Consider the following 13,700-nt stretch of genomic DNA (forward strand, 5'->3'; position numbering starts at 1 on the left):
CGATGACGGTACGGTGCGTCGATGTGTGGTCGCCACCGTGTCGTACCGAGCCGCTGACCGGCTCGGCCGCTGTCGCTTTGATCGCCGTCACGCTGACCGGATGCGGTGCCGGGGACTCCACCGTCGCCAAGACGCCGCAGGCCCGCACAACGTCGGAGACCCCGTCGATCACCGCGCCGGCCACGCCGTCGGCGGCCGCCGCGCAGCCCGGCGGCGGGCAGCCGGCCGACCCGTGCGCGGTCAACCTCGCCGCACCGACCATCGCGAAAGTGGTCTCCGAGCTGCCGCGCGACCCGCGCAGCCAGCAGCCGTGGAACCCCGAGCCGCTGGCCGGCAACTACAACCAGTGCGCGCAGCTGTCGGCGGTGATCGTCAAGGCCAACACCAACGCGATCAGCCCGAGCACCCGGGCGGTGCTGTTCCACCTCGGCCAATTCATCCCGCAGGGGGTGCCCGACACCTACGGGTTCAACGGCATCGACCCGGCCCAGACCACCGGTGACACGGTGGCGCTGACCTACCCGGGCGGGCTTTCCGGCCTGAGCACCGACGTGAAGTTCCACTGGAACGGCAACGCCGTCGAGCTGATCGGCAACACCCCCGCGCACTGACCCCGGGGCACGCCCGCCCGGCACCGCGGCGGTGTCGGCGCCCCGGCGCTGAAGTGCCGTGCATGGAGATGCTTCAGCCCTCGAGCCATAAACCGGCGGGCGCGCACGGCAGCCCGACGTCCTTGAGGGTCAAGATACCGGCCGGCGCGGCGGCGACGTCGACGGCAGCGCTAACCGCGGGCATCGCTGTCATGGTGTCCCATTCGTGGTTGCCCCAGCTGTCGGGCGGCAGGAAGCGAATCCGGGTGTCGACGCCGGGCTCGCCTTTGATGACGACGTGATAGTGGTCGTCGTCGAACTGCCATCCCTCGTTCAGCAGTGTGGTCATGTACCAGGCGACGTTCGATTGCACCACCGTCTTGCCGTTGACTTTGCCGTTCCAGCCGGCCCGCATCGCGGCGATGGTGTCTTTCTCGATGACCCACCAGCCGAGATGGACTCGCTCCGACGCGGTGGCGTGCTCGATGAAGAATTCCATGTCGTCGAGCTCGAAGCCCAGCGCTACCGCCATCCGCTGGACCGAATCGCGAAACGTGCTCAGCCACATCTTGGCCGTCTCGATCACGGCGGGCGGCGCCTCGGACAGTGAAAAGCCTTGCGACTGCCAGGTTTCGGGCGACTCGTAGACCGACACGTCGGCAGACTCGGAAACCGACACCATCTCGACGTGACGGCAGACCGCGGTCATCGCCGTGACCATGGTGTTGATCCACCCCGGGTTGACCCCGGTGATGTAGAGCGAGCTGCCCCCACGTTGGCACGCCGCCGCCAGCCGCTGCTTTGTCTCGCCCTGGATGCCGCCGACATTGAGAAATAGGTTGGTGCTGATCACGTCGAGCCCACTTTCGAGCAGACGCACTACCTGGTCGATGTCGGCCATGAACGGGGTGTAGATAACGGTGTCCGCTTTCAACGCGAGCAGCGCGTCGATGTCGGTGGTGGCCAACACCCCGGTATCGGGACGGCCACACAGCGCACCCGCATCCGAGCCTGCCTTCTCCTCCGAAAATGCGTAGACACCAACGAGTTCCAGCCGCGGATCGTCCAGCACGCCCCGCAGGCTCAGCTTGCCGACCTTGCCGGTGGTCCACTGGATGACGCGCAATTTCTTTGTCACATACTTACCTTTCGATTAGATCGCCCACGCTCGGCATACGAACCGGGTGTGGCATCTCGGCGTCTACTTCGCCGAAGGGACGGGTCGCGTCTTGGAGGCGATCAGGCCGGCGACGCCCTCGGCTATCGCAGCTCATCACGCATAGTCGCGTAGTGGTCAGAAGTCCTAACCCAGGCGGGCGAGTTCGCTGAGCAGTTCCCGAGTGCGTTGGGCCGATGCCGTTCGTTGTGCTCCGCTCATCACCGACGCCGATGGGCTGTGCCCAGATGTCGGTGGCTCCGGCATCGAGGAGGTCCTGCAGTTGTTTTCGCACCGACTCCTCGTTGCCGATGATCGCGACATCGGCAGGGGTGGCGCCGCCGCCCGCCTCGATGACCCGCTGATAGTTGGTCATCCCCGCGTACATCGTCGACATCGCCGCGGTGGCCGCCCGAGCCTCGACCGGGTCGTCGTGCACGGCGACGGGTAGTCCGGCGACGATCCTTGGCGGTGGCCGACCCCATTCCGTGGTCGCGTGGCGGAGCGCGGGTGCGATGCGGGATTCGATGACCGATGCCGACGCCATCCAGAGCACGACTCCATCGGCGAAATGACCTGCAATGCGCAACATCCGGGGTGACAGCGCCGACAGCAGCAGCGGCACCTCATAGTCGAGTCTGACCACCCCGGCGGGACTGCGGGTCGTCCAGTCCTGACCGGAGTAGTCGACTTCCTCGCCCCGCAACAGGGCACTGATGATGCGCAGATATTCTTCGGTGTTCCTGCCGGGATGGTCGTAGGACAAGCCGAGCACGCCGCTGACGAGCGGCTCGTGCGAGGGGCCCAGCCCGAGCGTGAATCCCGGGCGGCCCATGGCATTTGCCGCAGCGGCTACCCGGTGAGCCTGCAGCAGCGGGTGACAGGGATACGTCTGGAGGACGGCGGTGCCCAGTTCGATCGAGGTGGTGGCCCGTCCCGCCAGCGCCATCGCCACCAGCGGGTCGCCGGCCACCGTGCTGGCGTACCACAGGGACATAAAGCCATCGGCTTCAGCCGCTTGGGCCTGCTCCACGATCTTGTCGGTCGATGACGCGCCGCCGGTCAGCCCGATCCGCATCGCCACTCTCCAAACTTTCTGCACGTCAACGGATAAGCGCGCCAGTGATCGTGTTCGTCATTCATGGATACGCGCTTGCTCCTTGTACTCGGTGATAGGTCGGGCAAGGCCCTGGCTGTCACACACGGACTGCAACCGATCGAGCGTCTCATCCAAGCCCGGCCCTCGCCGCTTGCCGGGAGTGAAGTCAGCGGGAAGGTTGCGCATGCCCTGAATGATCCCGATGGTGTCGTAGTGCACGGTATTCACCCGATCGCACCGATAGTCGGGCATCCGTTCGAGCACTGCAGTGAGCATCGACTTGAACACGGTGCGCGCTACATTCGAGCCGATACAGCGGTGCACTCCGATGCCAAAGCTGAAGTGGCGGTTAGCTTTCCGAGCAAGCATCAGTTCATTGGGATTGTCGAACAAGCTGGGATCGCGGTTGGCCATCGCCCACGACAGCCACAGCCGCTCGCCCTCGGCGAAGCGGATGCCGTCCAGTTCCATATCGGCGGAGATGGTGCGCGCATCACCGGGCGCTGGGGTGAAATACCGCAGGAATTCTTCGGTGGCCGGGTTCAGCAGGACATCGAGTTCGCCGTGCAGCCGTGCGCGCTGATCGGGATGCTCGGACAGCCACTCGAGAGCGTGCGCCGTCAGCGCCGTGGTGGTGTCAAATCCCCCACCGATCAGCAGCGTGAGCATGCCGATGATCTCCATGTCCGGCGCCGGCTCACCGTCGATGCGCAGCTGTGCCAGCGCATTGATGATGCCGGGTCGCGGGTGCTCGCGGATCTCGGTGAGGTTGGCGAACAAGTCAACCACCACTGAGACCCACATGTCATGCACCTTGGCAGCCTCGGGCGAATCCGGCGGCGTGTACACCATCGCGTGCACCGGCTCGTTGTACATGGTCCATTTCCTCAGCGGCACACCGAGCATCGCCAGGGTGAGCACCGCGGGCACGACGTTCGCTAGATCGTCGACGAAGTCGATGCGACCGCTCTCGATGCGTTCGTCGAGGCAGGCCCGCACGACGTCGTCGATGAACGGCTGCCACCGACTCACCGCAGCCGGCGAAAGGTAGGGGTTCAGCAACGAGCGGTAGATTCGGTGCTCCGGGTCGTCCATCTCGAGCATTCCGCCGCGGATCTGGTCCGACTCCGTCGTGAGTGGAATGGTGACACCCCTGTAGCCACGTCGTTCGTTGTTGACGTCGTGGTCGTTGGACACGTGCGGACACCGGGCGAGTTCGAAGACGGCGTCGCCGCCGGCGGCTACCCAGTGCCCGCCGTAGGTGTCGGTCCAGGCGATCGGGCACCGCTGATGCATCTCCTGGGTGACGTCGAGGAAACGCTCGCGATATTCCGGCGCGTGGCGATCGAAGTGGAACTGCAGGGCCTTTCGGGAGTCAGAACCAGCGACCTCGACGCTCATTCGCCGGCCCCTTGACCGACGGTGCCGTTCATTAGCACGATGGCTTGCTCGGGGCACGAGCGCGCTGCCTCGAGCAGTTGCGCTTCGTCCTCTGCGGCTACCTCACCCATGACGGCGGAGGCGTGGCCATCGACATCGTCGAGTTCGAAGGCTTTCGGTGCGATCATCGCGCACAGGGTGTGCCCCTGGCATCGGGCAGCGTCAACGCGCGCCTTCACTGAACACCTCCGTGATCGTTGCTTCTTTCCAATCCGCATGTGCCGATGGTTCAGATCACTGCGCCGCCGTTGACGCCGATAATCTGACCCGTGATGTAGCCCGCCTCGTCGGAGCACAGGAAAGCGCACGCAGCGGCGATGTCCTCGCCAGTGCCGAGCCTGCCGACCGGGGAGGCCTTGGCAAGGTACTTGACGGGAGGAAGGTTTCCCGCCTCCTGCGCGGCGCGAAGCATCGGGGTGTCAACGGAAAACGGCGGCACCGTGTTGGCGGTTATCCCGTGGGCCGCGTATTCGAGCGCGATCGTTCTCGTCAGCGCGATCACACCGCCCTTGGACGCGGAGTAGTGGCCTTGTCGAGGCGATCCCGTCTGCGCCGCCGTCGAAGAAATCGTGACCACACGCCCCCAACCAGCCTCGACCATGTCCGGCAGGGCAGCCTGCAGGCACAGAAACGTGCCGGTGAGGTTCACCGCGAGATGGCGGTTCCAGTCCTCGATCGTGATCTCGGCGAACGGCTTGAATCCAGTGATCGCCGCGCTGGTAACCAAGACCTGGACGGAACCGAGCGCGCGCCGCACCGACTCGAAAGCCGCTGCAACACTGGCGCTTTCGGCGACGTCGGTCGGTACCGCGATGGCGTGGGCGCCGTCGGCCGCCACCCGGGCCGCCACTTTCTCGGCGGCTTCTTCGTTTACATCCAACACAGCGACGCGATGGCCGTCGTGGGCCAGTCGTTCGACGATGGCCCGCCCGATTCCCGACCCACCGCCGGTTACTACCGCCACGCGACTCACAATGCTCGCCTTCCACCCGCCGTGCACCTGCTATACGATCGTCCAGTCTATACGGACGTACAGCGCGGTCACAAGGCCTCCCGTGAAGCGCCCGCCGCGACGAGTCAGCGTCGGCGAGTCGGAGCCTTCTTACTGCGACGGCGAGGCTTGGCTCGAGGTTCGACGGCGTCCAGAAAGCGCTCGCACGCGGCGATCAATTCGGCGTGGGCGGTATCGACGCCCACGCTTTCCTCCAACCCAAGGAGCTTCGGAACGCCGTTGATCAACAGCACCACGGCATCGAACGAAAGATCAGCGAGGAGCCGGGCGTCGTTCCCGAATTTCGCCACCAGCGCCTCGACCTGGACTCTGCGCATGCTATCCGTCACGGCGGCGATCTCGGAACGAATCGATTTGCGGTGATTGCCAAGTGCCATGAACTCCGTCATCAGCGCACTCGTCGACTCGTGCCAGCTGCTCTCCCACAGCGCATGAAGTGGGTCGTCGGCTCGCCGCTGAAGTTCCTCGGTCAACCATTCCATGTTCCGCTCGGAGTAGCGGCGAATGGCGGCGACGAAGATGTCATCCAGCGAGGGGAAGTAGTACTGCACGAGGCTTGGCGTCACGCCGGCCTTCGCGGCCAATGCTCGATACGTGACGCTCGCATATCCCTCCTCCAGCATCATCTGCGCAACGGCCTCGAGCAAGGCGTCGCGCGTCTGTGAAGTCTCTGCTCCTACGCGGCGGGGCGATGCTGCCATGTCCACCTCCCTGATGGTTTAAGCATTTTCACATGCCGACGACCGCTGTACGGGTGTATTGTACCGTTCTCGTAACCTGTACGTTCGTATAGCGGATGCAAACACGAAGGGAATGGACGTCCCAATGGCAGGAAAAGTCGAGGGCAAGGTGGCCTTCATCACCGGTGCGGCGCGCGGACAGGGGCGCAGCCACGCCATAACGCTCGCGCGTGAGGGCGCCGACATCATCGCCATCGATGTGTGCAAGCAGCTCGACGGAGTCAAACTCCCGATGTCCACACCCGACGACTTGGCGGAGACCGTGCGCCAGGTCGAGGCGCTCGGACGGCGAATCATCGCGTCGCAGGTCGATGTTCGAGACTTCGACGCCATGCAGGCCGCGGTCGACGACGGTGTCACACAGCTGGGGCGCCTGGACATCGTGCTCGCCAATGCCGCCCTGGCCAGTGAGGGCACGCGGCTGAACCGGATGGACCCGAAGACGTGGCGCGACATGATCGACGTCAACCTCAACGGCGCGTGGATCACCGCGCGGGTGGCGATACCTCACATCATGGCCGGTAAGCGCGGCGGGTCGATCGTGTTCACCAGCTCCATCGGCGGCCTCCGCGGCGCCGAGAACATCGGCAACTACATCGCGTCCAAACACGGGCTGCACGGGTTGATGCGCACCATGGCCCTGGAACTCGGTCCGAGAAACATCCGCGTCAACATCGTCTGCCCGAGCAGCGTCGCCACACCCATGCTGCTCAACGAGCCGACCTACCGGATGTTTCGGCCCGACTTGGAAAATCCCACCGTGGAGGACTTCAAGGTCGCGTCCCGGCAGATGCACGTGCTTCCGATTCCGTACGTCGAACCTGCCGACATCAGCAACGCCATCCTCTTTCTGGTCTCGGACGACGCGCGCTACATCACCGGGGTCTCACTACCGGTCGACGGTGGCGCGCTCCTCAAATAAGTAGTCGTACAACACAACTCGAAAGGATCTAACTTCCATGTCACGCGTGACACCACTTCGTTTCCGGGACTGGCCGCCGGAGATGCGCGACGCGATGGCCGCCCTGATGCCACCCAATCCGCGCCATCCCGCACCGGTCACCAAGGACCGCCCCAAAGCGGAGAACGCACTGGGGACGTTGGCGCACCACCCATCCCTGGCGCGGGCGTTCTGCACGCTGCAGGGACACCTGCTGATGGGAACCACGCTGAGCATGCGGCACCGCGAAATGCTCATCCTGCGCACCGCCGCCGTGCGTGGATCCGCCTACGAATGGACACATCACAACTTCATTGCGCCCGACGGCGGCATCAGCACCGAAGATGTCGCGCGGATCGCCTTCGGTCCGACCGCGCCCTATTGGAGCGAATTCGAGGTCGCCCTGCTGCGATGCGTGGACGAGCTCATCCGCGACGGCCAGATGAGCGACGCCACATGGGCCACGCTGGCAACCGAATTCGACACCCAGCAACTCCTGGACACAATGTTCACGGTCACTAGCTACGACGCCCTGATGCGCATGCTGAAAACCTGCCAGGTCCACTTGGAGGACGACGTCCGAGAACTTCGCGCCAAGGCAGGACTTTCCGTCGACGGCGACGGCGCATGACCGTGCGTCCCGTGCGGCGTTGCCGCGGCAGACAAGAGGAGTTGATCGATGAGTGATCGGTTCGCGCTGACCGACAGAGTTGCGGTCATCACGGGCGCCGGCACGGGCATCGGCCGGGCCAGCGCCCTCGTCCTGGCCGAGCACGGCGCGGATATCGTGCTGGCCGGACGGCGGCCCGATCCCTTGCAGGCGACGGCCAAGGAGGTCGAGGCGCTCGGACGCCGGTCGTTGATCGTGCCGACCGACGTCACCGAAACCCAGCAGTGCCAACACCTCGTCGATGCCACCATGGCCGAATTCGGGAGACTCGACATCCTGGTCAACAACGCGGGCGGGGGTGAAACCAAAGGCATCACCAGATGGACCGAGGAAGAGTGGCACGACGTCGTGGACCTCAACCTCGGCAGTGTGTGGTTCCTGTCCAGGTGCGCAGTGAAGCCGATGATGACACAAGGCAGCGGTGCAATCGTCAACATCTCCTCCGGCGCGAGCCTGATCGCCATGCCGCAGGCAGCCATCTATGCCGCCGCCAAAGCCGGCGTGAACAACCTCACCGGGTCAATGGCCGCGGCCTGGGGACGAAAGGGCATCCGGGTCAATTGCATTGCCTGCGGAGCCATCCGAACAGACGGACTGCTGGCAGACGCAGCGAAAGGCGGATTTGACGTCGACCAGCTGGGCGCCATGAACGCCATGGGGCGAATAGCCGAACCCGATGAAATCGGCTACGGCGTCCTCTTCTTCGCCTCCGATGCAAGCAGCTACTGCTCGGGCCAGACCCTGTACATCCACGGCGGCCCCGGTCCCGCCGGCATCTGAATCAAACCCAATCCCCAACCAAGGAGCATCTCAATGACAAGCACCGACATCGACCTCGAAGCGCTGCGCCGCGACCTGCAGTATGTCAAGGACAAGATCGAGATCCGCGACCTCATCCATACCCAGGCCCGTGGACACGACCGCCACGATGTCTCACTGATGACCAGTGTCTACACCGAAGACGGCGTTGACGAACACGGACCTACGGTGAAAGCGGCTGCAGACTACGGTGATTGGGCCAACGCGGCGCACTCTGCCGCCTTTGACCAGCACTCGCACAACATCACGACACACACCTGCGAGATCGAAGGCGACGTCGCGCACAGCGAAAGCTACGTCATCGTGCAGGCGCGCAGGGGCAACGCGCTCATCATGATGGGCGGCCGCTACATCGACCGCCTCGAACGCCGCGACGGCACGTGGAAGATCGCGCTGCGCCGCTGCACCGTGGAATGGACCCTGCAGGGCGACGGGTCGGCACTGAAGTCGGGTAACTTCGCCGGCTTCATCAAGGGCAGCTGGGACACCAACGACGTCTCCTATGCGCGACCCCTCACACAGGACGACACCAACATTGAACGCTGGTAACGATTTCCACGTTTCTGAGAACGGGCTTCCCGATGACCGGTTTGTATTACGACCCGTGGAACCGCGAGATCGACGCTGATCCGTACCCGATTTACAAGATGCTTCGGAACGAGGCGCCGTTGTACTACAACGAACGCCACGACTTTTGGGGTCTCAGTAGATACGATGACGTCGACGCCGCCCTGCGGGACCCGCTGCGGCTCAGTTCAGCCAAGGGCGACATCCTCGATGTGGTCAAGGCCGATCCGGTCATGCCGCCGGGGGTTTTCATCAACGAGGATCCTCCCCTGCACACCATCCACCGGGCTCTCGTCGCAAGGGCCTTCACGCCCAAGAAGATGCGCACCCTCGAGGACAAGATCCGGGCGTTCTGTGTGGCCAGCCTGGACATGGTCGCCGACAGTGACCGGTTCGACTTCGTCGAAGACCTCGGCGCCGAGCTGCCGATGCGCACCATCGGCATGCTGCTCGGCATTCCCGACGCCGACCAGCCGTCGGTTCGCGAGCACGCCCGGGCCACGCTGCACAACGACACCGGTGGGCCGATGCCGATCAGGAAGGACCACTACTTCGACGGCGACATGTTCAGCGATTACGTCGAGTGGCGCAAACAGAACCCGTCCGACGACCTGATCACCGAACTGCTCAGCGTCGACTTCGAAGACCAATCCGGAACCGTACGCAGGCTCACAACCCCCGAGCTGCTCATCTTTCTGGCCGTCATCGCGGGTGCAGGCGTGGAGACAACGGGAAGGCTATTCGGTTGGATGGGCAAGGTCTTGGCCGACCATCCCGACCAACGCAAGGAACTCGCTGAGGACCGGTCACTGATCCCCGCGGCGGTCGAAGAGCTGTTGCGCTACGAGCCACCCGGCCCCAGCGTGGCCCGCTACGTCACCGAAGATGTCGAGTTCCACGGCCAAACGGTGCCCTCGGGAAGCGCGATGCTCTTGATGCTGTCCTCGGCCAACCGCGACGAACGGCGATTCGATCACCCGGATCGTTTCGACATCCACCGAAAGCCCGGCCGCCACTTGACGTTCGGGCGTGGTGTCCACTTCTGTCTAGGTGCCCCTCTCGCGCGGCTCGAAGGACGCATCGGGCTGGAAGAGGTGTTGAACCGGTGGCCCGAGTGGGAGATTGACATGGACAACGCGCGACGATCGCGTACCTCGACGGTGCGGGGATGGGATTCGATGCCGGCGATCGTGACCTGACATCAGGTATTCAATGACGTACCTGCCCTCCCCTGACCTACAGTGGCTGAAGTGTTCGTCACCGGCGACAGCATCGTTTACAGCGCGTCGGATCTCGCCGCCGCCGCACGCTGCGAGTTCGCGCTGCTGCGCGATTTCGACGCCAAACTCGGCCGCGGGCCGGCCGTCACCGTCGAGGACGACCTGCTGATCCGGACGGCCACCCTGGGCGCCGAGCACGAGCGGCGCGAACTGGCGCGGCTGCGCGAGCGGTTCGGCGATGCCGTCGCGGTCATCGGCCGCCCGGCCTACACGCCGGCCGCGCTGACGGCGGCCAGCGAGGCCACCCGCCGCGCGGTCGCCGACCAGGCTCCCGTCATCTACCAGGCCGCCATGTTCGACGGCCGCTTCCTGGGGTTCGCCGACTTCCTGGTGCGCGACGGCGAGCGCTACAAGGTGGTGGACACCAAGCTGGCCCGCTCGGAGAAGGTGACCGCGCTGCTGCAGCTGGCCGCCTACGCCGACGCGCTGGCCGCCGCCGGTGTCCCCGTCGCGCCGGAGGCCGAACTGCGGCTGGGTGACGGAACCGCGGTGCGGCACCGGGTGTGCGACCTGGTCCCGGTGTACCGCTCCGCCCGGGCCCAGCTGCAGCGGCTGCTCGACGAACACCGCGCCGGCGGCGCCGCGGTGCGCTGGGACGACGAGAACGTGACCGCGTGCTTCCGCTGCGCGGTGTGCGTCGAGCAGCTGCGCGCCACCGACGATGTGCTGCTGGTCGCCGGCATGCGAGTCAGCCAGCGGGACAAGCTTTTTGACGCCGGCATCAGCACCGTTGCTGAACTGGCCGCGCACCGCGGGCCGGTGCCGGAGCTGGCCGCCGGGGTGGTCGCGAAACTGTCTGCCCAGGCCAAACTGCAAGTCCGCGAACGTGCAACCGGGGTGCCGCAGGTCGAGATCGTCGATCCGCAGCCGTTGGCGCTGCTGCCCGAGCCCGACCCAGGTGATCTGTTCTTCGACTTCGAAGGCGACCCGCTGTGGACCGCCGACGGCCGCGAATGGGGTCTGGAATACCTGTTCGGGGTCCTGGAAGCCGGGCCGTCGGGCAGGTTCCGGCCGCTGTGGGCGCACAACCGTTCGGAGGAACGCAAGGCGCTCACCGACTTTCTGGCGCTGGTGGCCAACCGGCGCAGACGCCGCCCCAACATGCACATCTACCATTACGCGCCGTACGAGAAGACCGCGTTGCTGCGGCTGGCCGGCCGCTACGGGGTGGGCGAGGACCAGGTCGACGAACTGCTGCGCAGCGGGACACTGGTCGACCTGTATCCCTTGGTGCGCAGGAGCATTCGGGTGGGCGCGGACTCGTTCAGCCTCAAGGCGCTCGAGCCGCTGTACATGGGCAGCCAGCTGCGCGCCGGGGAGGTGACCACGGCCGCCGGGTCGATCACCTCCTACGCGCGCTACTGCGAACTGCAGGCCGACGGCCGTGCCGACGAGGCGGTCGCGGTGCTCAAGGAGATCGAGGACTACAACCACTACGACTGCCGGTCCACGCAGGAGCTGCGTAACTGGCTTATGCTGCGCGCCTACGAATCCGGCGTGCTGCCCGTCGGTGCGCAACCGGTGGGCGACGGCAACACCGTCGACGACCGCGACGAGTTGGCGGCGACGTTGTCGGCGTTCACCGGGGCCGCCGGCCTCGACGAGCGCACCCCGCAGCAGACCGCGGTGGCGCTGCTGGCGGCGGCCCGCGGCTACCACCGGCGCGAGGACAAACCGTTCTGGTGGGCGCATTTCGACCGGCTGAACTTCCCCATCGACGAATGGGCGGACAACACCGACGTTTTCGTCGCCGAACAGGCATCGGTGTGTGTCGACTGGCAGACCCCCGCCCGCGCGCGCAAGCCGCAGCGCCGGGTGCGGCTGCGCGGCGAGCTGGCCCGCGGCGAGCTGCGCACCGAGGTCTTCGCACTGTACGACCCGCCGGCGCCGCCCGGCATGACCGACAACCCGGACCGGCGGGCGGCCGGGCGGGCGACGGTGGTCGAGGCCGACGACCCGGCACTGCCCACCGAGGTGGTGGTCCTCGAACGAGTCACCAGCGACGGCAAGCCCTTTCACCAGTTGCCCTTCGCGCTGACCCCGGGCCCGCCCATCCCCACCACCGCGCTGCGGGACTCGATCGAGGCGACCGTCGCGGCGGTGGCCGCCGGCCTGCCGCGGCTGTCCGACAGCGCCGTCGTCGACGTGCTGCTGCGTCGCGCGCCCCGCACCCGCAGCGGCGCCGCGCTGCCCCGCAGCGCCGACACCGTCGCCGACATCGCCTCCGCGCTAACGGATTTGGACTCGTCGTACCTGGCGGTGCACGGGCCGCCCGGCACCGGCAAGACGCACACCGCGGCCCGGGTGATCGTGCGCCTGGTCGCCGAGCACCGCTGGCGCGTCGGTGTGGTCGCGCAATCACACGCCACGGTGGAAAACCTGCTGGACTGCGTGATCGATGCCGGACTGGATCCGCGGCGGATCGCCAAGAAGCGCTACGACCGCCAGGCCCCGCGCTGGCAGGAGATCGACGGCAACGCCTACGCTGCCTTCCTGGCCGACACGCCGGGCTGCGTGATCGGCGGCACCGCATGGGATTTCGCCAACGCCAACCGGATCCCACCCGGCAGCCTGGACCTGCTGGTGATCGACGAGGCCGGCCAATTCTGTTTGGCCAACACCATCGCGGTGGCCCCGGCCGCCGCGAACCTGCTGCTGCTCGGGGACCCGCAGCAGCTGCCGCAAGTCAGCCAGGGCACCCACCCGGAGCCGGTCGACACGTCGGCGCTGGACTGGCTGGTCGACGGGCAGCGCACGCTGCCCGACGAACGCGGCTACTTCCTGGACCGCTCCTACCGCATGCACCCGGCCGTCTGCGCCGCGGTGTCCGCGTTGTCCTACGAGGGCAGGCTGCATTCCGACGCGTGCACGGCCGCCCGACGCCTCGACGGGTGCCCGCCCGGGGTGCGGCTGCTTTCGGTTGACCACCAAGGCAATTCGACCGAGAGCCCCGAGGAGGCCGACGCGATCGCGGCCGCCGTCACGGGACTGCTCGGGGCGTCGTGGACCGACGAGCACGGCACCCGCGCGTTGACCGCCTCCGACGTGCTGGTGCTGGCGCCCTACAACGCCCAGGTGGCGCTGCTGCGCCGCCGGTTGGGCTCGGCCGGGCTGGACGGGGTGCGGGTGGGCACCGTCGACAAGTTCCAGGGCGGGCAGGCGCCGGTGGTCTTCATCTCGATGACGGCCTCGTCGGTGGACGTGGTGTCGCGCGGAATCTCCTTCCTGCTCAACAGGAATCGGCTCAACGTGGCGGTGAGCCGGGCCCAGTACGCGGCGGTGATCGTGCGGTCGCCGGCGCTGACGGAGTACCTGCCCGGCACGCCGGCGGGGCTGATCGAGCTGGGTGCGTTCCTGGCGCTCACCCAGCCCGATCTGCGCTGAGCG

Annotated in this window: 12 protein-coding genes and 1 pseudogene; 7 read left to right on the forward strand and 6 right to left on the reverse strand. The window is 66.2% G+C overall.

What is annotated here, in order from left to right; genetic code table 11:
- The first annotated feature begins 2 nt into the window (after positions 1–2).
- Positions 3–611, forward strand: coding sequence for an LppP/LprE family lipoprotein (locus H7I87_RS18915; RefSeq protein ID WP_023861279.1), 609 nt, complete (start codon positions 3–5; stop codon positions 609–611).
- Between the two features lie 73 nt (positions 612–684).
- On the opposite strand, the gene H7I87_RS18920 is transcribed toward H7I87_RS18915, so the two are convergent.
- From H7I87_RS18920 to H7I87_RS18945, 6 genes and pseudogenes are all read right to left on the reverse strand, one after another.
- Complete coding sequence (locus H7I87_RS18920) at positions 685–1,728, reverse strand: NAD(P)H-dependent amine dehydrogenase family protein (protein ID WP_011724113.1); 1,044 nt, start codon at positions 1,726–1,728, stop codon at positions 685–687.
- A 165-nt stretch (positions 1,729–1,893) separates the two neighbouring features.
- Positions 1,894–2,824 (reverse strand): annotated as a pseudogene (locus tag H7I87_RS18925) (TIGR03564 family F420-dependent LLM class oxidoreductase).
- Positions 2,825–2,881: 57 nt separating this feature from the next.
- The gene (locus H7I87_RS18930; protein ID WP_011724112.1) at positions 2,882–4,246 is read right to left on the reverse strand and encodes a cytochrome P450; all 1,365 of its coding nucleotides are present in this window, start codon (positions 4,244–4,246) and stop codon (positions 2,882–2,884) included.
- Positions 4,243–4,464 (reverse strand): ferredoxin, encoded by a 222-nt coding sequence (locus tag H7I87_RS18935; protein WP_009975626.1) that lies wholly within the window; start codon positions 4,462–4,464, stop codon positions 4,243–4,245. The genes H7I87_RS18930 and H7I87_RS18935 overlap by 4 nt, the downstream gene beginning before the upstream one ends.
- 50 nt (positions 4,465–4,514) lie before the next feature.
- On the reverse strand, positions 4,515–5,258 hold the full coding sequence (locus H7I87_RS18940) for an SDR family NAD(P)-dependent oxidoreductase (protein WP_033712058.1): 744 nt from the start codon (positions 5,256–5,258) through the stop codon (positions 4,515–4,517).
- Between the two features lie 104 nt (positions 5,259–5,362).
- Complete coding sequence (locus H7I87_RS18945) at positions 5,363–6,004, reverse strand: TetR/AcrR family transcriptional regulator (protein WP_019733607.1); 642 nt, start codon at positions 6,002–6,004, stop codon at positions 5,363–5,365.
- 118 nt (positions 6,005–6,122) lie between these two features.
- Here H7I87_RS18945 and H7I87_RS18950 point away from each other — a divergent pair, with 118 nt between their 5' ends.
- Genes H7I87_RS18950 through H7I87_RS18975 form a run of 6 tightly spaced genes read left to right on the forward strand, consistent with a single transcriptional unit; the run spans position 6,123 to position 13,697 of the window.
- A complete protein-coding gene (locus H7I87_RS18950; protein WP_011724109.1) occupies positions 6,123–6,959 on the forward strand; it encodes a mycofactocin-coupled SDR family oxidoreductase in 837 nt (278 codons plus the stop codon).
- Between the two features lie 37 nt (positions 6,960–6,996).
- Entirely contained in the window at positions 6,997–7,608 is a 612-nt protein-coding gene (locus tag H7I87_RS18955; protein ID WP_011724108.1) for a carboxymuconolactone decarboxylase family protein, read from the forward strand.
- Positions 7,609–7,656: 48 nt separating this feature from the next.
- The gene (locus H7I87_RS18960) at positions 7,657–8,427 is read left to right on the forward strand and encodes an SDR family NAD(P)-dependent oxidoreductase (protein ID WP_011724107.1); all 771 of its coding nucleotides are present in this window, start codon (positions 7,657–7,659) and stop codon (positions 8,425–8,427) included.
- A 33-nt stretch (positions 8,428–8,460) separates the two neighbouring features.
- The gene (locus H7I87_RS18965) at positions 8,461–9,015 is read left to right on the forward strand and encodes a nuclear transport factor 2 family protein (protein ID WP_009975613.1); all 555 of its coding nucleotides are present in this window, start codon (positions 8,461–8,463) and stop codon (positions 9,013–9,015) included.
- Between the two features lie 32 nt (positions 9,016–9,047).
- The gene (locus tag H7I87_RS18970; protein ID WP_011724106.1) at positions 9,048–10,232 is read left to right on the forward strand and encodes a cytochrome P450; all 1,185 of its coding nucleotides are present in this window, start codon (positions 9,048–9,050) and stop codon (positions 10,230–10,232) included.
- 51 nt (positions 10,233–10,283) lie between these two features.
- Positions 10,284–13,697, forward strand: coding sequence for a TM0106 family RecB-like putative nuclease (locus H7I87_RS18975; RefSeq protein WP_033726717.1), 3,414 nt, complete (start codon positions 10,284–10,286; stop codon positions 13,695–13,697).
- Positions 13,698–13,700 lie beyond the last annotated feature (3 nt).

This window comes from Mycobacterium timonense (genome assembly GCF_025821985.1).
GTDB classification, from domain to species: domain Bacteria; phylum Actinomycetota; class Actinomycetes; order Mycobacteriales; family Mycobacteriaceae; genus Mycobacterium; species Mycobacterium avium.

Excerpts from the sequence above, each read along its gene's own strand:
- H7I87_RS18960 (WP_011724107.1), top strand. The coding sequence starts at position 7,657 with ATGAGTGATCGGTTCGCGCTGACCGACAGAGTTGCGGTCATCACGGGC.
- H7I87_RS18970 (WP_011724106.1), top strand. The coding sequence starts at position 9,048 with ATGACCGGTTTGTATTACGACCCGTGGAACCGCGAGATCGACGCTGAT.
- H7I87_RS18915 (WP_023861279.1), top strand. The coding sequence starts at position 3 with ATGACGGTACGGTGCGTCGATGTGTGGTCGCCACCGTGTCGTACCGAG.
- H7I87_RS18955 (WP_011724108.1), top strand. The coding sequence starts at position 6,997 with ATGTCACGCGTGACACCACTTCGTTTCCGGGACTGGCCGCCGGAGATG.
- H7I87_RS18950 (WP_011724109.1), top strand. The coding sequence starts at position 6,123 with ATGGCAGGAAAAGTCGAGGGCAAGGTGGCCTTCATCACCGGTGCGGCG.
- H7I87_RS18965 (WP_009975613.1), top strand. The coding sequence starts at position 8,461 with ATGACAAGCACCGACATCGACCTCGAAGCGCTGCGCCGCGACCTGCAG.
- H7I87_RS18930 (WP_011724112.1), bottom strand. The coding sequence starts at position 4,246 with ATGAGCGTCGAGGTCGCTGGTTCTGACTCCCGAAAGGCCCTGCAGTTC.